The sequence below is a fragment of the Pseudomonas sp. KK4 genome, assembly GCF_001984065.1.
GTDB lineage: Bacteria > Pseudomonadota > Gammaproteobacteria > Pseudomonadales > Pseudomonadaceae > Aquipseudomonas.
The window spans coordinates 1-19,816 of record NZ_LYVP01000098.1 but is presented as its reverse complement, the minus strand read 5'-3'; the positions used below and the strand labels follow the sequence as shown (position 1 = coordinate 19,816).

13 protein-coding genes and 1 tRNA gene are annotated in these 19,816 nt (G+C 62.9%); 10 read left to right on the top strand and 4 right to left on the bottom strand.

The features are described from left to right. Window positions 1-191: 191 nt before the first annotated feature. The gene (locus B0W55_RS23370; RefSeq protein WP_077048273.1) at window positions 192-416 is read right to left on the bottom strand and encodes a YgdI/YgdR family lipoprotein; all 225 of its coding nucleotides are present in this window, start codon (window positions 414-416) and stop codon (window positions 192-194) included. A 190-nt stretch (window positions 417-606) separates the two neighbouring features. Here B0W55_RS23370 and B0W55_RS23365 point away from each other — a divergent pair, with 190 nt between their 5' ends. The 3 genes from B0W55_RS23365 to B0W55_RS23355 all read left to right on the top strand — a co-directional run bounded on the left by B0W55_RS23365 (window position 607) and on the right by B0W55_RS23355 (window position 6,537). After that, window positions 607-2,274, top strand: a complete 1,668-nt coding sequence (locus tag B0W55_RS23365) for a VRR-NUC domain-containing protein (RefSeq protein ID WP_077048272.1) — start codon at window positions 607-609, stop codon at window positions 2,272-2,274. Beyond that, window positions 2,271-4,553, top strand: coding sequence for an ATP-dependent DNA helicase (locus B0W55_RS23360; protein WP_077048274.1), 2,283 nt, complete (start codon window positions 2,271-2,273; stop codon window positions 4,551-4,553). Before B0W55_RS23365 ends, B0W55_RS23360 begins: the two co-directional genes overlap by 4 nt. Window positions 4,554-4,614: 61 nt before the next feature. Beyond that, window positions 4,615-6,537, top strand: a complete 1,923-nt coding sequence (locus B0W55_RS23355; RefSeq protein ID WP_077048271.1) for a PAS domain-containing sensor histidine kinase — start codon at window positions 4,615-4,617, stop codon at window positions 6,535-6,537. Here the strand turns inward: B0W55_RS23355 and B0W55_RS23350 are convergent. From B0W55_RS23350 to B0W55_RS23340, 3 genes are all read right to left on the bottom strand, one after another. Further along, complete coding sequence (locus B0W55_RS23350) at window positions 6,530-7,879, bottom strand: sodium:proton antiporter (RefSeq protein ID WP_077048270.1); 1,350 nt, start codon at window positions 7,877-7,879, stop codon at window positions 6,530-6,532. The genes B0W55_RS23355 and B0W55_RS23350 overlap by 8 nt on opposite strands. Before the next feature lie 203 nt (window positions 7,880-8,082). Then, window positions 8,083-8,940: an SDR family oxidoreductase gene (locus B0W55_RS23345; RefSeq protein WP_077048269.1), complete on the bottom strand. Its 858-nt coding sequence runs from the start codon at window positions 8,938-8,940 to the stop codon at window positions 8,083-8,085. Between the two features lie 259 nt (window positions 8,941-9,199). Beyond that, the gene (locus tag B0W55_RS23340) at window positions 9,200-10,345 is read right to left on the bottom strand and encodes a MalY/PatB family protein (RefSeq protein ID WP_077048268.1); all 1,146 of its coding nucleotides are present in this window, start codon (window positions 10,343-10,345) and stop codon (window positions 9,200-9,202) included. Between the two features lie 299 nt (window positions 10,346-10,644). Here B0W55_RS23340 and fdnG point away from each other — a divergent pair, with 299 nt between their 5' ends. The 7 genes from fdnG to B0W55_RS23300 all read left to right on the top strand — a co-directional run bounded on the left by fdnG (window position 10,645) and on the right by B0W55_RS23300 (window position 19,721). Continuing rightward, the gene (fdnG, locus tag B0W55_RS23330) at window positions 10,645-13,710 is read left to right on the top strand and encodes a formate dehydrogenase-N subunit alpha (RefSeq protein ID WP_139340964.1); all 3,066 of its coding nucleotides are present in this window, start codon (window positions 10,645-10,647) and stop codon (window positions 13,708-13,710) included. Then, on the top strand, window positions 13,710-14,645 hold the full coding sequence (fdxH, locus tag B0W55_RS23325) for a formate dehydrogenase subunit beta (protein WP_077048265.1): 936 nt from the start codon (window positions 13,710-13,712) through the stop codon (window positions 14,643-14,645). The genes fdnG and fdxH overlap by 1 nt, the downstream gene beginning before the upstream one ends. Further along, window positions 14,642-15,295 (top strand): formate dehydrogenase subunit gamma, encoded by a 654-nt coding sequence (locus B0W55_RS23320; RefSeq protein ID WP_077048264.1) that lies wholly within the window; start codon window positions 14,642-14,644, stop codon window positions 15,293-15,295. The genes fdxH and B0W55_RS23320 overlap by 4 nt, the downstream gene beginning before the upstream one ends. Before the next feature lie 4 nt (window positions 15,296-15,299). Further along, window positions 15,300-16,226: a formate dehydrogenase accessory protein FdhE gene (gene fdhE / locus B0W55_RS23315; protein ID WP_077048263.1), complete on the top strand. Its 927-nt coding sequence runs from the start codon at window positions 15,300-15,302 to the stop codon at window positions 16,224-16,226. A gap of 48 nt (window positions 16,227-16,274) precedes the next feature. Beyond that, on the top strand, window positions 16,275-17,717 hold the full coding sequence (gene selA, locus B0W55_RS23310; RefSeq protein ID WP_077048262.1) for an L-seryl-tRNA(Sec) selenium transferase: 1,443 nt from the start codon (window positions 16,275-16,277) through the stop codon (window positions 17,715-17,717). Then, window positions 17,714-19,621, top strand: a complete 1,908-nt coding sequence (selB, locus tag B0W55_RS23305) for a selenocysteine-specific translation elongation factor (RefSeq protein ID WP_077048261.1) — start codon at window positions 17,714-17,716, stop codon at window positions 19,619-19,621. The genes selA and selB overlap by 4 nt, the downstream gene beginning before the upstream one ends. A 4-nt stretch (window positions 19,622-19,625) precedes the next feature. Next, window positions 19,626-19,721 (top strand) — tRNA-Sec (locus tag B0W55_RS23300). Window positions 19,722-19,816 lie beyond the last annotated feature (95 nt).

Here is a 19,816-nt window from a genome sequence, read left to right as displayed (position 1 = left end):
GAAGGCGTCGGCAGGGTCAGCATTATTGTTGGCTGAGCCACCGCTTTCGCGAGCAAGCCCGCTCCCACAAGGAGGGCAGTGTCGTTCCCAGGTCATGTTGGCGCCACTGAAAACTGTAGGAGCGGGCTTGCCCGCGAAGGTGTCGGCAGGGTCAGCATTATTGTTGGCTGACCCACCGCTTTCGCGATCATTCAGTCTTCTTTGCGAATGGTGCTCACTTCATCCGCCCGCACTTTCACTTTGGCGCCGGAGATGTCTTCGAACTCGAAGAATCCGTCCTTGGTTTTGGTTTTCGGCATGTCCTCGGTCAGGTATTGGGTGCCGTTCTGCAGGGTCACCACGGTTGGGGTCGAGCAGCCCGAGAGGGCCAGAAACGCTGCCATGGCCATTGGCAAACCGAAAGTCCTGATGTTCATAACCACCTCTTACACTTGAAAGACGTTGCAGCCGCCCGCGCGGCAGCACCTGTATCGCCGTTTGTGCCGTGGATCGGCGGAAAGTTCGGCACGCCGGTAAAATTAGATGACGGCCTTCCACCCATCCTTTTCCGATTGCACGGGGCAGGGTGTTGCTGGTATCTGTACGCATAACCAGTATTCGCTCGCCATGGCCCAATTTCCCGTGACCGCAAATCCCCTCGACGATCCGTTCTATTACCTTAACAACTTCATGCAAGTCATTGATTGGCTTGAGCAACGCTATGGCGATGTGTTGGACACCGACGAGCAGCGGTTCATATCCGACTTCAAGGGCCTTTCCCGTGAATCCCGGGCCTTGCTGGTCAGAATGGTGATGCGCAAGGGGATTCATTTCAGGGCGAGCAAATTGCGCTACGCCGAAATCGGCAACATCCATGACGCGGTCGAGCCCCTGGTAAGGTTGGGGTGGATCGATGATCAGCTGCCATTGCCGGTCGACGAGCTGTTCGGCGTGCTGCTCAAGGCTGAAGTGGTGCAATGCCTTGGCAGCGCCATCGAGCAACCCAAGGGCAAGAAGGCCGACTGGCTGCCGACCCTGAGCGAGCAGTTTTCCGAGGCGCGCAGCTTCGGCCAATGGTGCCCGAATCTGAACGAGCGCCTGTTCAGCCTGACCATCAGGGGCCTGTGCGATCGCCTGCGCTTTATGTTTTTCGGCAACCTTTATCAGGATTGGTCCGAATTCGTGCTGGCCGACCTTGGCATCTTCACCTACGAAAAAGTCCAGTTCTGCGCCGATTCCCGCGGTTTTCGCAGCCGTGAAGACGTGGATGCCGGCATGCTCCTTCATCTATACCACCAGCAATTCGTCGACGGCGAGGCGATCCCGGATATCGTCGAACGCATCACGGCCCTGTCACTGAATAATCCCTGGCTGCAACGCCGTCGCGACAAACTACTGTTCCACATCGCCCAGCACTGCGAGCGGATCGCCGATTTCGCTACGGCGCTGACGCTGTTTCGCCAATGTGCCTACCCCGGTGCGCGCGGGCGCTTGATCCGTGTGCTGGAGCGTTGCGGGGAATATGCGCTCGCTTTGGAACTGGCTACCGAGGCCCAACAGTCGCCACAAAGCGCCGCCGAGCAGCAACAACTGCTGCGCATCTTGCCCAGGCTGCGCCGCAAACTGGGTGGCCCCGCAGTGAAACGCCTGCCGCCACGGGAGATGCAGCGCCTGGATCTGCAATTGCCCAGGACCGATCCGGCCATGTCCGTTGAGTTCCACGTTCAGGCACACCTCGCTGAAGCGTCGGCACCGGTTCACTACGTCGAAAACAGCCTGATCAATTCACTGTTCGGCTTGTTGTGCTGGCCGGCGATTTTCGCGCCGCTGCCGGGGGCGTTCTTTCATCCGTTCCAGCGCGGCCCGGTGGACCTGCTCAACGAAGACTTCCACGAGCGCCGGCTGGCGCTGTTCCAGGCCTGCCTGGCGCAACTCGACGACGGGCGTTATCGGCAGACGATCCGCGAGCGCTACGTCGAAAAATGGGGCGTGCAGTCGCCCTTCGTATTCTGGGGCGCACTGGATGAGGCGTTGCTGGAACAGGCCCTGGACTGCCTGCCGGCCGAGCACCTCAGGCATTGGTTCAATCGCCTGCTGCTGGACATCAAGGCCAACCGCGCCGGCATGCCCGACCTGATCCAGTTCTGGCCGCAGCAGAAAACCTACCGCATGATCGAAGTCAAAGGCCCGGGCGATCGCCTGCAGGACAACCAGTTGCGCTGGCTGGAGTTCTGCCATGAGCACGGCATGCCGATTGCCGTGTGTTATGTGCAATGGGCGGAGCAGGGCGCTTGAGCTACAACATCGCGGTGCGGGCGCTGTGTGAGTTCACCGCCAAGGTCGGCGACCTCGACCTGCGCTTCACCCCGTCGCCGACCGCGCTGGAAGGCATCGTCGGCCATCGCACCGTGGCCTCCCGGCGCAGCGAGGGCTACCAGAGCGAAGTCGCGCTCGAAGGTCTGTACCAGAGCCTGAAAGTCAAAGGCCGCGCCGACGGCTACGATCCGGCGCAAAACTGCCTGGAAGAAGTGAAAACCTACCGCGGCGACCTGAGCAAGCAACCGGCCAATCACCGTCAGTTGCACTGGGCCCAGGCCAAAATCTACGGCTGGTTGATGTGCCACAAACTCCAGCTGGAGCAAATCAACCTGGCGCTGGTGTATTTCGACATCGTCAGCGAAAAGGAAACCTGCCTGCTCGAACGCTTCAGCGCCGCGCAATTGCAGCAGTTCTTCGAAGCGCAGTGCGCGCGTTTCCTGCATTGGGCAGAGTGGGAAATGAGCCATCGCCAGGCACGCAACCAAGCGGCGCAGCAACTGGCCTTTCCCCACAGCGGTTTTCGACCGGGCCAGCGTCACCTGGCCGAATCAGTGTTCAAGGCCGTCAGTACCGGGCGTTGCCTGATGGCGCAGGCGCCGACCGGGATCGGCAAGACCCTCGGCACCCTGTTCCCTATACTCAAGGCCCTGGCACCACAGCAACTGGACAAGGTGTTTTTTCTCACGGCCAAGACTCCGGGTCGCAAACTGGCCCTGGACGCGGCGGACGTCATCCTCGGTCGCGTCGATGCACCGCCGCTACGGGTCCTGGAGATGATCGCCCGGGACAAGGCCTGCGAGCACCCGGACAAGGCCTGCCATGGCGACTCCTGCCCGCTGGCCAAGGGCTTCTACGACCGCTTGCCGGCAGCGCGTCAGGCCGCCAGCCACGTCAATCTGTTGAACCAGAATGCCTTGCGCCAGATTGCCCTCGAACATGAGGTGTGCCCGTACTACCTGAGCCAGGAAATGGCCCGTTGGGCCGATGTGGTGGTTGCCGACTACAACTATTACTTCGACTTCAGCGCCCTGTTGTTCGGCTTGGCCCAGGCCAACCAATGGAAGGTCGCGGTGCTGGTGGACGAGGCCCACAACCTGGTGGAGCGGGGCCGGCAGATGTACAGCGCCAGCCTGGATCAGGCGAGCCTCAATGCCGTGCGCAAAACCGCACCCGAAGCCTTGAAAAAGCCCTTGCAGCGGATCAATCGCGAATGGAACGCCCTGCACAACCAGCAACAGGGGGCCTATCTGGCTTACGACAAGTCGCCGGAAAAACTGCTCCAGGCGTTGTCATCCTGCAGCGCCAGCATTGGCGATTACCTCAATGACCACCCCCAGGGCCTGGACAGCGCACTGCAAAGCTTCTACTTCGACATTTTGCAATTCTGTCGGGTGGCCGAGTTGTTTGACGAGCACTTCCTGTTCGACATCAGCAAGCGTGACCTCGACCGCAAGCGGCCGCTGTCGCAACTGTGCCTGCGCAACGTGGTGCCTGCCGCTTTCATCGGCCCGCGCCTGACCGCGGCACGCAGCACCGTGCTGTTCTCGGCGACGCTCAGCCCGCGGCACTATTACGCCGATCTGCTGGGGACCCCGGCCAATACGGTGTGCATCGACGTCGAGTCGCCGTTCCACGCCGACCAGCTCCAGGTGCAGATCGTCAATCAGATCTCCACCCGCTTCAATCATCGCCAGGCCTCGCTGGCGCCCATCGTCGAACTGATGGCCAGGCAGTACAGCCAGCGTCCGGGCAACTACCTGGCGTTTTTCAGCAGCTTTGATTATCTGCAGCAGGTTTTGCAGTTGCTCACCGAACGGCACCCCAGGATCAAACTGTGGTCACAGTCCCGTGGCATGGGTGAAGCGCAGCGCCAGCAGTTTCTCGATCAGTTCATCGAAAGCGGCGAAGGCATCGGCTTTGCGGTGTTGGGCGGCGCCTTCGGCGAAGGCATCGATCTACCCGGCACGCGGCTGATCGGCGCATTCATTGCGACCCTGGGGTTGGCGCAGTTGAACCCGGTCAACGAACAGATGAAACAGCGCATGGCGGCGATTTTCGGCGCAGGTTACGACTACACCTACCTGTACCCCGGCGTGCAGAAGGTGGTGCAGGCCGCCGGGCGGGTGATCCGCACCCAGCAGGATCGAGGCGTGGTGATGCTCATCGATGATCGCTTCGGCGAGTCCAGGGTTCGGCAACTGCTGCCACGCTGGTGGTCGGTGGGCCATGCACCGCTGCCGAGTGCCGAAGTTTAGGCTTACCAAATCGACGGTTTGTCGCATACTTCAGAAAAACGAATCATGACGTGAGAATTCAATGAGTGACGATCGAACAAAGGTGAACGCGAGCGAGGAAGTGCGTTTTCGCCTGCTGATCGATGCAGTGGTCGACTACGCGATCTACATGATTGATCCCGATGGCATCATTACCAGCTGGAATGCCGGCGCCAAGCGCTTCAAGGGCTACGAAGAGGCCGAGATCATCGGTCAGCATTTCTCGCGTTTCTATACCGACACGGACCGCCAGGCCGGTTTGCCGCAACGGGCGCTGGACACGGCGCTCAATGAGGGGCGTTTCGAAGGCGAGGGCTGGCGTGTGCGAAAGGACGGCACGCATTTCTGGTCCAGCGTGGTGATCGATCCGATTCGCGACCCTTCGGGCAAGTTGCTGGGGTACGCCAAGATCACTCGCGACCTGACCGACCGCAAGATGGCCGAGGAAACCCTCAAGCAAAGCGAACAGCAATTCCGCCTGCTGGTGCAAAGCGTTACCGATTACGCCATCTATATGCTCACACCCGGCGGACAGGTGTCCAACTGGAACCCAGGCGCCCAGCGTATCAAGGGCTACCTGCCCGAAGAAATCATCGGCCAGCACTTCTCCCTGTTCTATACCCCCGAAGACCGTCAAGCCAACGAACCGCAGCGGACCCTGGATATCGCCGTGCGCGAAGGCCGCTTCGAAAACAAGGGCTGGCGCCTGCGCAAGGACGGTACGCGGTTCCTCGCCCACGTGGTGGTGGACCCGATCTGGGGCGATACCGGCACGCTGCTCGGGTTTGCCAAGATCACCCGTGATATCACCGAGGTCGCGCGAGCCCAGCAAACCCTGGAGAAAACCCGCGAAGCGCTGTTTCAAGCACAGAAAATGCAGGCCATCGGCCAACTCAGCGGCGGCATCGCCCATGACTTCAACAACCTGCTGACGGTGATTCTGGGTAACCTGGAAATCGTGCGCAAACGCATACCGGACGACCCACGGCTGGTTCGTCTGCTGGATAACGCCACCCAGGGTGCCTTGCGCGGCGTGTCCCTGACCCAGCGCATGCTGGCCTTCGCCCGGCGCCAGGAGCTCAAGGCCGAGCCGGTCGAAATACCCGCGCTGGTGCAAGGTATTACCGGTCTGTTGCGCAGTTCGCTGGGGCCTTCGGTGCGGATCGAAACGCAGTTTGTGCCTGAGCCGGAAGCGGTCATGGCTGACCTCAATCAACTTGAGCTGGCCGTGCTCAACCTTGCGACCAATGCCCGCGATGCCATGCCCAATGGCGGCAAGCTCGTGATGGCCACCCGCACCGAAGTCGTTCTGGATCAGCCGCACTCGACGATGGCGCCAGGGCGCTACGTTTGCCTGTCCATCACGGACACCGGGGAGGGCATGGATGACACCACGCTCGCCTCGGCGATGGACCCGTTTTTCACCACCAAGGGCGTCGGTAAAGGCACGGGGCTGGGACTGTCGATGGTGCATGGGTTTATCGAACAGATGGGTGGGCGCTTTTTGCTCAAGAGCGAGAAAGGCCTGGGCACGACCGCCGAACTCTGGCTGCCGGTGGCTCACGCAGGTCCGGTCGCCGGCGCACTGGGACCGAAGCTCGCCGCGCCGCAGGTTCCGCGCCTGAACGTGCTGGTGGTCGATGACGATAGCCTGGTGATGACCAGCACCTGCCTGTTACTGGAGGATCTTGGGCATCGGGTCAGCTTCGCCGAGTCCGGCGCGCGGGCCTTGCAGATTCTTGAAGGTGAGCAACTGTTCGACCTGGTGATCACCGACATGGCCATGCCACAAATGAACGGGGCGCAGTTGGCTCAGGCAATCCGTATCCTCAAGCCCACGTTGCCGATCATTCTGGCCACCGGTTTTGCCGAAAGACTGGAAGGTTTTGCCGCCGGACTGCCGCGTCTTTCCAAGCCCTTTACTCAGATGAACCTGATTGAAGTCATAGCCGCGGCACTCAAGTGAGCTGACGGTTGCGCTGTTCATACCGTGCCAGCATCGGCTGGGTGCTGATGCCGTGCAGCAGGATGCTCAGCGCCACCACCGACAACGTCAGGTCCGTGCACAGACTGGCTACCGAGGACGGCAAGTCGTGGTTCAAGGCGTAGAACAGGTAGTAAAAACTCCCGATACCGCGAATGCCGAACCAGCCGATCAACAGCCGTTGCCGGCCATTGAGCAAACGGCCCCAAGGCACCACCGCGACGCTCAAGGGGCGAATCACGCAGAACAGCACCAGGGCAATCGTCAGCGCGCGCCAGTCCCAGTGTGTGATCAGCACCACGCCGAGCAAGGTCACCAGAAACACTTCCATGGCCCGTTCCACCAGGCTGCCGAACGACAGCATGTCGCCGATCATGATGCCAGCGGCCACCTGGGTATCGTCCAGGTGCTCCACGTCGCCGTGGATCGCCGCGTCAGGTTCGACGTTCTGGTGGCCGACCACTGCCTGAACCAGGTGTTCGGCCGGGGGCTGCGAGTCGCCGGTGGATCTCACTTCCGCCCCGCGCAAGCCCAACCCCGCGGCGAACACGGAAAGGAAGCCATACCCGTGCACCGCTTCGGCTGCGACATAGGCCAGGGCAATCAGGGCAAAGGTCAGGTAATCGTTGGGGGACAGGGTGCTGTCAGCGTTACGGATGCGCATCGACAGGGTGACCCGGCCGATGCCACGGCCCATGCAATAGCCGATCAGCAAACCGGCCGGGACGGCCCATAACAGGCGTTTTAGCGCCCATTCATCCAGCCAGGCGCTGGAACCGCTTTCGCCCTGCTGCAGCAACAGCAGGCCGAGAATCACGAAAGGGAAGGCCACGCCGTCATTGAGCCCGGCTTCACCTGAGAGACCGAAGCGCACCGGATCAAAGTCCTGGGAATCGTTGACCTGTACCAGGGAGGCGAGCACCGGGTCGGTAGGTGCCAGAATCGCGCCGATCAGCAACGACGGCCCCCAGGGCAAGGCGAAGGCGAAATGCAGCAGCAGGCACACGCCGCTGATCGACAGCAGCATCACCGGCCCGGCCAGACCGTACGCCACCCACCACTTTCTGTCTCTTAGCGGCAGGCGCAGTTTCAACCCGCAGACAAACAGCGAGAACAGCACCGCGACTTCCGTCAGGTGCTCCATCCAGAACGACGCGTCCTTGATGTCCAGCTTCAGCCAGCCAAGACCCGAGGGCCCGATCGCCACGCCCAGCACCAGGCACACCGCCGAAGTGGTGACCGGCATCCAGCGCAGATACGACGAAGTGAGTGCCAATGTCAGCAACACGGCGCCCAGCACCGCCGTCCAGGCAACGAAGCTCATGGCCTGGAGTCATCGAATCGGGCGATCTGGAGGGGGATGAGCAGCTGAGCGACCGTTGCGGACATGGCGACCTCTTGAAACGGGCGGGCTTTCTTCCCCTGCGGGAGCGAGCATGCTCGCGCCTGCAGGGGGCTGGTCTTACTGCACCCTTTGGCAAGGCCTATACCCTGTGGAGCGGCGCAAAGGTCCCGGGGTTCAATATTTCAGAGAATCGGCTTGCCCCCGGTCACGCCAAAGCGCTGGCCGGTGATATAGCTCGCTTCATCCGAGGCCAGGAGCACGTAGATCGGCGCCACTTCCACCGGCTGCCCCGGGCGACCCAGGGGGGTGTTACCGCCGAAGTTTCTTACGGTGTCCTCGGGCATGGTCGAGACGATCAAGGGCGTCCAGATCGGCCCCGGCGCCACGCTGTTCACCCGGATATTCTTCGGCCCGAGCATTTGCGCCAGCCCCGCGGTGAAGTTGGCAATCGCCCCTTTGGTGGTGGCGTAGGCGAGCAGGGTGGGGTTGGGCATGTCGGAATTGACCGAACTGGTGTTGATGATCGAGCTGCCGGGCTGCATGTGTTTCAGCGCGGCCTGGCAGATCCGGAAGATCGCGGTGATGTTGACGTCGAAAGTCATCACCCACTCCTCATCGGGAATGTCTTCCAGGGTTTCGTGGGTCATCTGGAACGCAGCGTTGTTGACCAGCACGTCAATGCGACCGAAGCGTTCGACGGTTTTTTCCACCAGAGCCTGGCAGTGCACCTTGTGCGCCAGGTCACCGGGCAGCAGCAGGCATTGGCGGCCGGCCTGCTCGACCCAGCGTGCGGTTTCTTCGGCATCTTCCTGTTCATCGAGGTAAGCCACTGCGACATCGGCGCCTTCGCGGGCGAAGGCAATGGCGACCGCACGCCCGATGCCGCTGTCGCCGCCGGTGATCAGCGCGATCTTGCCCTCAAGGCGCCCCGAACCCTTGTAGCTTTGCTCGCCACAATCAGGATAGGGGTCCATTTTGCGCTGCGAGCCGGGGACCGGCTGCTGCTGTTTGGGGAAGGGGGGTTTGGGATAGTCGGTCATCTTCAATCTCCGGGCTTGAGGGTGGGAGTCAAAGGGTGGACCTTGGGGTTTTGGCTTGAGTTCGGTTGGATTTCAGCGTCACATAGCTGCCCTGGGGCGAGGGAGCTTGGTCCCGCTGGGCCAGGTCGGCGCACCAGCGTAGCGGCCCCTTTCGATATTTAAAAAGAAAGGGACTGCTGCGCAGTCCAACGGGAGCAAGCTCCCTCGCCACAGGCAGGGTGTTCGTCACCTGGGGATTTATGGAGTCGGTGAAGAGATATCAGGGCTTGAGGCTGCGTTCCATCCGGGCGATGCCTTCTTCGAGCAGCGAGCGCGGGCAGCCGAAGTTCAGGCGCACGAACTGTTTGCAGTCGTCGCCGAAATCGAAGCCGGGGCTCAGGCCAACCCTGGCCTCTTGCAGGAAGAACTGATGCGGGTTGTCCAGCCCCAGGGCGCTGCAGTCGAGCCAGGCCAGGTAGGTGCTTTGCGGCACCTTCATGGTAATGCCCGGCAGACGGGTGCGCACGGCCTCGACCAGGTAATCGCGGTTGGCTTGCAGATAGATCTTCAGTTCGGCCAGCCATTGCCCGGCTTCGCTGTAGGCGATGCGGGTGGCCTCCAGGCCCAGCGGGTTGACGCTGTCGACCATGCCGCAACGAGCATAGTTGACCCGCTCGCGCAGGTGGCGGTCCTGAATGATCATGAACGAGGTTTTCAGCCCGGCGATGTTGTAGGCCTTGCTGGCCGACATCAGGGTGATGGTGCGTGCCGCAACGTGCGGGCTCAGGGTGGCCATCGGAATGTGCTGGCGACCGTCGAAGCACAGCTCGGCGTGGATCTCGTCGGAGATGATCCAGGCATTGTGCTCGATGCAGATATCGGCGATGGCTTGCAGCTCCGCCCGAGGGAAAGCCTTGCCCAGCGGATTGTGCGGGTTGCTCAGCAGCAGGGCGCCGCCCCCTTGCAGGGACTGGCTCAGGGTGTCGAGGGGCGTGACGTAGGTGCCGTCAGGTTGCGAATCGAAATTCAGCTCGACCTTGTTCAAGCCCCAGTGGCCCGGCGCGTGGCGCAGCGGCGGGTAGTTGGGGACCTGGACCACGACGTTCTGTGATGGCTGTACCAGCGCCTTGAGCGCCATGTTGAAGCCCGACTCCACACCCGGCAGGAAGATCAGCTCCTGGGGCTCGACGCGCCAGGCGTATTTGTTCCACAGGTCGGCGACGATGGCCTCGCGCAGGCTGTCCGGTGCCACGCTGTAGCCCACCATCGGATGTTCCAGGCGTTTTTGCAGGGCCTGGATGATCATCGGCGGCGCAGCGAAGTCCATGTCGGCGACCCACATCGGCAACACATCGGCCGGGTAGCGGCTCCACTTGGTGCTGCCGGTGTTGTGGCGGTCGAACACCTGATCGAAATCGAAAGTCATGCGGGGTCTCGTGAAAACGGGGTAGGGAATGCCGCCATGATAATCGCCAACCCCCTGTAGGAGCGAGCTTGCTCGCGATGGTGGTCAACGATAACGCTGGCTGTCTGAATGCCCGCGTTGTCCCGACGTTCATCGCGAGCAAGCTCGCTCCTACAGAGGGGCGTTGCCCGACGGTCGGCTGTCATGGCGATTTCGACAGCCTTGGCTAGAGTTCAGATGTCGGCAGCCCGTCTGCCGCCACCGTGATTGTCCGAAAAATCCGGCAAAGCACCGGATCTCCACCTGATCAGGAGTGCACGATGGACCTCAGCCGTCGTCAGTTCTTCAAGGTCGCCGGTATCGGCCTTGCAGGCTCTAGCCTGGGCGCGTTGGGCATGGCCCCGACGCCTGCCTTCGCCGAGCAGGTGCGTCATTTCAAGCTCGCCCACACCCATGAAACCCGCAACACCTGCCCGTATTGCTCGGTCGGTTGCGGGTTGATCATGTACAGCCAGGGCGATACGGCCAAGAATGTCGCACAAAGCATCATCCACATCGAAGGGGACGCCGACCACCCGGTCAACCGCGGCACCCTCTGCCCCAAAGGCGCGGGCCTGCTGGACTTCATTCACAGCCCCGGCCGTCTGCAATACCCGCAGGTGCGCAAGCCTGGCAGCAGCGAGTGGACGCGCATCGGCTGGGATGAAGCGCTCGATCGCATCGCCGACCTGATGAAGGCCGACCGCGACGCCAACTTCATCGAGAAGAACGAGCAGGGCCAGACGGTGAACCGCTGGCTGACCACGGGGTTCCTCGCGGCGTCGGCAGCGTCCAACGAAGCGGGCTACATCACCCACAAGGTCATTCGCAGTCTCGGCATGCTGGGGTTCGACAACCAGGCGCGTGTCTGACACGGCCCGACGGTGGCAAGTCTTGCCCCGACGTACGGCCGTGGTGCCATGACCAATACCTGGACCGATATCGCCAACGCGAACCTGGTCCTGGTGATGGGCGGCAACGCAGCAGAAGCGCACCCCTGCGGTTTCAAATGGGTGACCGAAGCCAAGGCGCACAATAAGGCGCGGCTGATCGTGGTCGATCCGCGTTTTACCCGGACCGCCTCGGTGGCCGACTATTACGCGCCGATCCGCACCGGCACCGACATTGCCTTCATGGGCGGGCTGATCAATTACCTGCTGACCGAGGACAAGATCCAGCACGAGTACGTGCGCAACTACACCGACGTGTCGTTCCTGGTCAAAGCCGGGTATGGCTTCGAGGATGGCATTTTCAGTGGTTACGACGCCGCCAAACGTGCCTATACCGACAAGTCCGGTTGGGGCTACGAGCTGGGTGAGGACGGTTTCGTCAAGGTCGACCCGACCCTGCAAGACCCACGCTGCGTCTATCAATTGATGAAGCAGCACTACAGCCGCTACAACATCGACCTGGCGAGCCAGATCTGCGGCATGCCGGTCGATGCGATGAAAAAGATCTGGGAAGAAATCGCCACCTGCTCGGCACCGGGCAAGACCATGACGATTCTCTATGCCCTGGGCTGGACCCAGCACTCGATCGGCGCGCAGATCATCCGCAGCGCGGCGATGGTGCAGCTGTTGCTGGGCAACGTCGGCATGCCCGGCGGTGGCGTGAACGCCCTGCGCGGGCACTCCAACATCCAGGGGCTGACTGACCTTGGGCTGCTGTCCAACGCCTTGCCCGGTTACCTGACACTGCCCGGCGATGCTGAGCAGGACTTCACCGCGTTCATTACCAAACGCACGCAAAAACCGCTGCGTCCTGGGCAATTGTCCTATTGGCAGAACTACAGCAAGTTCCACGTCAGCCTGATGAAATCCTGGTACGGCGCCAACGCCACGGCGGAAAATAACTGGGCCTACGACTACTTACCGAAGCTGGACATCGCTCAGTACGACATCCTCAAGGTGTTCGACCTGATGGGCCAGGGCAAGGTCAACGGCTACATGTGCCAGGGTTTCAACCCCATCGCCGCCTTGCCGGATAAAAACCGGGTGATGGCGGCACTGGCCAAGCTCAAGTGGCTGGTGGTGATGGACCCGCTGGCCACCGAGACGTCGGAGTTCTGGCACAAAGTCGGGCCGTATAACGACGTCAACAGCGCCGATATCCAGACCGAAGTCATTCGCCTGCCCACCACCTGTTTTGCCGAAGAGGACGGTTCGCTGGTCAACAGCAGCCGCTGGCTGCAATGGCACTGGAAAGGCGCCGACGGCCCCGGTGAAGCACGCACCGACGTGCGGATCATGGCCGAATTGTTCCTGCGTCTGCGCCAGCGTTATCAGGCCAACGGCGGCAAATTCCCTGACCCGCTGCTCAAACTGTCGTGGCCGTACAAGATCCCCGACGAACCTTCGCCGGAGGAGCTGGCCAAGGAAATCAACGGCACGGCCACCACGGATTTCACCGACATCACCGGCGCGGCGGTCAAGGCCAACTCGCAACTGGCCGGCTTCGGTCAGTTGAAGGACGACGGCAGCACGGCGTCCGGTTGCTGGATTTTCTGTGGCAGCTGGACCGAGGCCGGTAACCAGATGGCCCGACGCGACAACAGCGACCCTTACGGCATGCACCAGAACCAGGGCTGGGCCTGGGCGTGGCCGGCCAACCGACGGATTCTCTACAACCGCGCTTCGGCCGACCTGCAGGGCAAACCGTGGGACGAGAAAAAGCGTCTGGTGTGGTGGAACGGCAAGGCCTGGGGCGGCACCGATGTGCCGGACTACAAGGCCGACGTGGCGCCGGAGGCGGGGATGAGTCCGTTCATCATGAACCCCGAAGGCGTGGCACGGTTCTTTGCCGTGGACAAGATGACCGAAGGGCCATTCCCCGAGCATTACGAACCGTTCGAAACGCCGATCGGCATCAATCCGCTGCACCCGCAGAACAAACAGGCCACCAGCAACCCGGCGGCGCGGATCTTCGATTCGGTGTGGGATTCCCTCGGCGTGGCCAAGGACTTCCCTTACGCCGGTACCAGCTACCGGCTGACCGAGCATTTCCACTTCTGGAGCAAGCACTGCAAGCTCAACGCGATTGCCCAGCCCGAGCAATTCGTCGAGATCGGCGAGGTGCTGGCCAAGGAGAAAGGCATCGTCGCCGGTGACCGCGTGCGCGTCAGTTGCAAGCGCGGGCACATCGAAGCGGTGGCGGTGGTGACCAAGCGCATCCGGCCGTTGCAGGTCAACAATCAGGTGGTGCACCAGATCGGCATTCCGCTGCACTGGGGCTTCACCGGCCTGACACGTCACGGCTACCTGACCAACACCCTGGTGCCGTTCCTCGGCGATGGCAACACCCAGACCCCGGAATCCAAGTCATTCCTGGTCAACGTGGAGAAAATCTGATGGCCAGCCAAGACATCGTTGCCCGCTCGGCCACCACCACCGTGCCGTCCTCGGTGCGCAATCTGGAGGAAGTGGCGAAGCTGATCGACACCACCAAGTGCATCGGCTGCAAAGCCTGCCAGGTCGCCTGCTCGGAATGGAACGAGTTGCGCGACGAGGTGGGCCATAACCACGGCACCTACGACAACCCCCAGGACCTCACGGCCGAGACCTGGACCCTGATGCGCTTCACCGAGCACGAAACCGACGCCGGCAACCTGGAGTGGCTGATCCGCAAGGACGGCTGCATGCACTGCGCCGAGCCCGGTTGCCTGGCGGCCTGTCCCAGCCCCGGGGCGATCATCAAGCACGCCAACGGCATCGTCGATTTCAATCAGGACCACTGCATCGGCTGCGGTTACTGCATCACCGGTTGCCCGTTCAACATTCCGCGCATTTCGCAAAAGGATCACAAGGCCTACAAATGCACGCTGTGTTCGGATCGGGTGGCGGTGGGGCTGGAGCCGGCCTGTGTGAAAACCTGCCCGACCGGCGCCATCGTCTTTGGTACCAAGGAGGACATGAAGGAGCACGCCGCCGAGCGCATCGTCGACCTCAAGAGCCGCGGCTTCGACAACGCCGGGCTGTATGACCCGGCCGGGGTCGGCGGCACCCATGTGATGTACGTGCTGCACCATGCCGACACGCCGAAGCTGTACGCCGGGTTGCCGGCCGATCCGGTGATCAGCCCGTTGGTGAGCCTGTGGAAAGGCGTGAGCAAACCCCTGGCGCTGCTGGCCATGGGCGCGGCGGTGCTGGCCGGGTTCTTCCACTATGTGCGAATCGGGCCGAACCGGGTCGAGGAGGACGAGTTGCCCCATGGCCCGGACCCGGCGGTGCATGAAGTCGATCCGTCGGTACATACCTATGATCCGAAGCGGGAGGGCCGGCCATGATCCGCAAACATATCCTGCGTTACACGGCCAACCAGCGCACCAATCACTGGCTGGTGGCGATTCTGTTCTTCATGGCCGGGCTGTCCGGGCTGGCGCTGTTTCACCCGGCGCTGTTCTGGCTCAGCCACCTGTTCGGCGGCGGGCCCTGGACGCGCATCCTGCACCCCTACATGGGGGTGTTGATGTTCCTGTTGTTTCTCGGCCTGGTGTTGCGCTTCTGGCGCGCCAACTACTTCATCGCCAATGACCGCACCTGGCTGCGGCGCATCGACCGGGTGATGGTCAACGATGAAGAAAGCGTGCCGCCGGTGGGGAAATACAATGCCGGGCAGAAACTGCTGTTCTGGACTTTACTGCTGTGCATGCTGGGCTTGCTGTTCACCGGGCTGGTGATCTGGCGCGCCTGGTTCAGCGAGTACTTTGGCATCACGACGATTCGCTGGGCGATGCTGCTGCACGCGCTGGCCGGTTTCGTGCTGATCCTGAGCATCATCGTGCACATCTACGCCGGCATCTGGATCAAGGGCTCGGTCGGCGCAATGATGCACGGTTGGGTCAGCCGGCCGTGGGCGCGCAAGCACCATGAACTGTGGTATCGGGAGATCACCCGGGACGAGCGTCCCGACCCGCCCTTGAGCAAAAAAGGATAACGATTTGGCGACCATCCTCGAACCTGGAGAAATCGAAGCGGCGGCCACTGCGCCGCCGTTTCTGCACCTGCCGCCGCACAACCTCTTCACCTTGCGAGCCTTGCGCCTGGAACGTCTGGCGCAGGGTCATCCGCTGGCCGATTACCTGCACCTGGTCGCCGGGTTGTGCCATGGGCAACAGCGGTTGATGGACGACCCTCCCGAGGCGGCGCTGCCGGACCCGCAGCGAGTGGCGCAGTGCCTGGAACATGGCTTGCCGCCGTTCGCCGCCGACAGCCTGGTACGCGAGGATGGCTGGCTGGTGTATCTGCAGGGTTTGCTGCGCGACTATCAGCCACCGGCGCAATCGGCGGTGGAACAGGCGGTGGCGACCTTGGGCACTGCCAGTGTCGGCCAGCTCAAGGCCTGGGCGCTTGCCCTGGTCAGTGGTCAGTTCAGTTTGCTGCCGGCGGCGCTGGTGCCGTTTCTCGGCGCGGCCTTGCAGGCGGCCTGGAGCCATTGGCTGCTGACTACACCCGATCTCAACCTCAAGCCCGGCAACAGCCTCAACCAGTGCCCGGCCTGCGGTTCGCCGGCCATGGCCGGGGTCATTCGCCACCGTGGCAAATACAACGGTCTGCGCTATCTGGTCTGTTCGCTGTGCGCCTGCGAATGGCACGTGGTGCGGGTCAAGTGCGTGTACTGCGAGCAGAGCAAGGGCCTGCAATACGTGAGCTTCGACAGTGACCGGCACGCCGCCGACAAGGCGCCGTTGCGCGCAGAGACCTGTCCCAATTGCCACAGCTATCTGAAGCAGATTTACCTCGAATGCGACGCCGAGGGCGAAGCCTTGTCCGCTGACTTGGGCAGCCTGATGCTGGACATGCGCCTGGAGCAGGAAGGCTTCCAGCGCCCGGCGCCCAATCTGTTGCTGGCACCGGGAGGCGATTGAGCACAGCGTCTACACTCAGGCGCGACGACCCCATTGCAGGAGCGCCTGATGTCCTCCCGTTCCAACCTTGCGACTGTGCGGCTTCCTTCCATCGACAGCCTGTTGCGCCATGACGCCTGCCGGCCGCTGTCCGAGCGATATGGCCGCGACGCCTTGCTCGCCGGTCTGCGGCAGTTGCTCGATGACTCGCGCGAAGCACTGCTGACGGGGCAACTGCAGGCGGTCGAAGTCGCGCCCGAAGTGCTGGCAGGGCGGGTGGCGGAGCGCCTGGCCGCGCAACACCGCAGTCAGGTGCGGCGGGTGTTCAACCTCACCGGCACCGTGCTGCACACCAATCTGGGCCGCGCCTTGCTGCCGGAGGAAGCCATCGAGGCGGTACAAATGGCCGCGCGGTATCCGCTGAATCTGGAATTCGACCTGCGCAGCGGCAAGCGCGGCGATCGCGATGATCTGATCGAAGGGCTGATTCGCGAGCTGACCGGCGCCGAAGCGGTGACCGTGGTCAACAACAATGCCGCCGCGGTGCTGCTGACCCTCAACAGCCTGGGGGCGCGCAAGGAAGGCATCATTTCCCGGGGCGAGTTGATCGAGATCGGCGGGGCGTTTCGCATCCCCGACATCATGGCCCGGGCCGGGGTCAAGCTGCATGAAGTCGGTACCACCAATCGCACCCACGCCAAGGATTACGAAGCCGCCATCGGTCCCCGCAGCGGTCTGGTGATGCGCGTGCATGCCAGCAACTACAACATTCAGGGCTTCACCACCCGCGTGCCCACCGCAGAACTGGCGCAACTGGCCCATCGGCACGGCTTGCCGTTGCTCGAAGACCTGGGCAGCGGCAGCCTGTTGGACCTGACGCGCTGGGGCTTGCCCGCTGAACCCACGGTGCGCCAGGCCCTGCTCGATGGCGCCGATATCGTCACCTTCAGCGGCGACAAACTGCTGGGCGGGCCGCAGGCCGGGTTGATTGTCGGGCGCAAGGAGCTGATCTCGCGGATCAAGAAAAACCCGCTCAAACGGGCGCTGCGGGTCGACAAACTGACCCTGGCCGCGCTCGAGGCGGTGCTGGGGTTGTACCGCAATCCCGATCGACTGGCCGAACGGCTGCCGAGTTTGCGCCTGTTGACGCGGTCCCAGGCGGACATCCTCGCTCAGGCGCAATGCCTGCAACCGGTGTTGGCCAAGGTGTTGGGCGCGGCATGGAGCGTCAGCACAGAGCCGGCGCTGGGCATGATCGGCAGCGGCAGCCAACCGGTGGCGCGTTTGCCCAGCGCCGCACTGTGTTTGCGGCCGCACAGTTCGAAACGTTTGCGCGGGCGCAGCTTGCACCAGTTGGAGGGCGCGTTGCGCGGCCTGCCGATTCCGGTGCTGGGGCGCATCGATGACGACGCCCTGTGGCTTGACTTGCGGCAACTGGACGATGAGCCGGCGTGGCTGGCGCAGCTCGATCAATTGCACGCCCTGTTGGAAGTCGAGGGCCAGGCAGGGTGATCGTCGGCACCGCAGGGCACATCGACCACGGCAAGACCGCGTTGCTCCAGGCCTTGACCGGGCAGGCCGGGGATCGACGCCGGGAAGAGCGCGAACGGGGCATGACCATCGACCTGGGCTATCTGTACGCCGCGCTGGAACCGGGCGCGGCCCTCACCGGGTTCATCGACGTGCCCGGTCATGAGCGCTTCACCCACAACATGCTCGCCGGCGCTCAGGGTATCGATCTGGTGCTGTTGGTGGTGGCGGCCGATGACGGGGTCATGCCGCAGACCCGTGAGCATCTAGCGATTGTCGAGCTGCTGGGCATTCCTCGCGCCTTGGTCGCCATCAGTAAAATCGACCGGGTCGACGGGGCCCGGGTGCAAGCAGTGCGCGAGCAAGTCAGCGCGTTATTGGCGCCCGGGCCTTATGCCGAGGCGCCGTTGATTGCTTTGTCGAGCGTGACCGGGGAGGGCGTCGAGACCCTGCGCCAGGCGCTGCTGGCGGCGCAGCGTGAAGTGTTGCAACGTGGGCTCGACGGCGGTTTTCGGCTGTGGATCGACCGCGCGTTCAGTGTGGCGGGCGCCGGGATCGTGGTCACTGGCACGGCGCTGTCGGGGCAGGTGGCGGTGGGCGATACCTTGATGCTCGGGCCATTGGGCAAGGCCGTTCGGGTGCGGGGCCTGCATGCGCAGAATCAAGCGGCTGAAAGCGCCATGGCCGGGCAGCGTGTGGCGTTGAACATCAGCGGTGAGCGGCTGGCACTGGAGCAGATTCATCGGGGTCAGTGGTTGTCGGCCGAGTGGCTGTACGCGCCGACCCAGCGGCTGGACGTCGATCTGCAATTGCTGGCGAGCGAGACTCGGGATTTCGAGCACTTTCAACCGGTGCACGTGCACCTGGGTACGCAGGACCTGACGGGGCGGGTGGCGTTGCTGGAGGGTGCCAGCCTGGCGCCGGGCGAGCGCATGTTCGCTCAGCTGTTGCTCAATGGGCCGGTGCAGGTGGTGCAGGGCGATCCGCTGATCGTGCGCGACCAGAGCGCGCAACGCACGCTGGGCGGCGGGCGGGTGCTCGATCCGTTTGCACCGACCCGGCAGCGGCGCAGTCCCGAGCGCATCGCGCAGTTGCAGGCGTTGGCCACTGCCGTGCGGCTGGAGGACATTCTGCCGGCATTGCTGGCCAACAGCGATACAGGTGTAGACCCGCGGCAACTGGAGCGTCAGTTCAACCGTCCGCGTGCCACTTGGTTGTTGCCCGATGACGTGCGTCTGATCGAGACGCGGCAGGGGCCGGTGTTGTTCGATACGGCCCGTTGGCAGGCGTTGAAATCGGGTGTGCTGGCGCATCTGGCGCGCTTTCATGAACTGGAGCCGGACCAGATGGGCCCGGATCGTGATCGATTGCGCCGTTTTACCGCCTCTGCCCTGGGGCGTGGGACCTTTATCAGCCTGCTCGACGAATTGCTGGCCAGTGGTGCCCTGAGTGCCAGCGGTCCGTGGTTGCATTTGCCGGCGCATCAGGTTCGCTTGAGTGAAGAGGACGAGGCGCTGTGGCAACTGTTGCAGCCGCAGTTCGACGCGGCGGGTTTCGATCCGCCGTGGGTGCGGGCGCTGGGGCATGACGAGGCCCAAGTGCGCCTGTTGCTGCGCAAGATGGCGCGGCTGGGGCTGTTGCATCAGGTGGTGCGCGACCTGTTTTACACCGACGCGATGATTCGTCGTCTGGCGTCTATGCTGTTGCAACTGGCCGAGGACAACCCGGTGATCCAGGTGGCGGCGTTTCGCGATGCACTGGGGGTGGGGCGCAAGCGCAGCATCCAGATCCTTGAATATTTCGATCGCCTGGGCCTGACGCGGCGCATGGGCGACCGACGTCAGATTCGTCCGGACAACGTGCTGGCCCGGCGAACCGAGCAATGATTGAGGAAGGTAATCGCGCCCGGTGGCGCGGCCGGGCTTCAAACCCGGTTGGGGACGGCATCCGTTCCCGGGCAGGTTCGACTCCGGCTACCTTCCGCCATTTTCCACGGTGGTGCGGCAGGCGATGATGCGGCGGCTGTACCGGCCTCTTCGCTGGCAGGCCAGCTCCCACAATGTTTCAGGTTGGCCATGAAT

What these genes read in the sequence shown, in the direction of transcription:
- B0W55_RS23320 (WP_077048264.1), top strand. Translation starts at nt 14,642, where the DNA reads ATGATCCGCAAACATATCCTGCGTTACACGGCCAACCAGCGCACCAAT.
- fdxH (WP_077048265.1), top strand. Translation starts at nt 13,710, where the DNA reads ATGGCCAGCCAAGACATCGTTGCCCGCTCGGCCACCACCACCGTGCCG.
- B0W55_RS23370 (WP_077048273.1), bottom strand. Translation starts at nt 416, where the DNA reads ATGAACATCAGGACTTTCGGTTTGCCAATGGCCATGGCAGCGTTTCTG.
- B0W55_RS23365 (WP_077048272.1), top strand. Translation starts at nt 607, where the DNA reads ATGGCCCAATTTCCCGTGACCGCAAATCCCCTCGACGATCCGTTCTAT.
- B0W55_RS23355 (WP_077048271.1), top strand. Translation starts at nt 4,615, where the DNA reads ATGAGTGACGATCGAACAAAGGTGAACGCGAGCGAGGAAGTGCGTTTT.
- B0W55_RS23340 (WP_077048268.1), bottom strand. Translation starts at nt 10,345, where the DNA reads ATGACTTTCGATTTCGATCAGGTGTTCGACCGCCACAACACCGGCAGC.
- B0W55_RS23350 (WP_077048270.1), bottom strand. Translation starts at nt 7,879, where the DNA reads ATGAGCTTCGTTGCCTGGACGGCGGTGCTGGGCGCCGTGTTGCTGACA.
- selA (WP_077048262.1), top strand. Translation starts at nt 16,275, where the DNA reads ATGTCCTCCCGTTCCAACCTTGCGACTGTGCGGCTTCCTTCCATCGAC.
- B0W55_RS23345 (WP_077048269.1), bottom strand. Translation starts at nt 8,940, where the DNA reads ATGACCGACTATCCCAAACCCCCCTTCCCCAAACAGCAGCAGCCGGTC.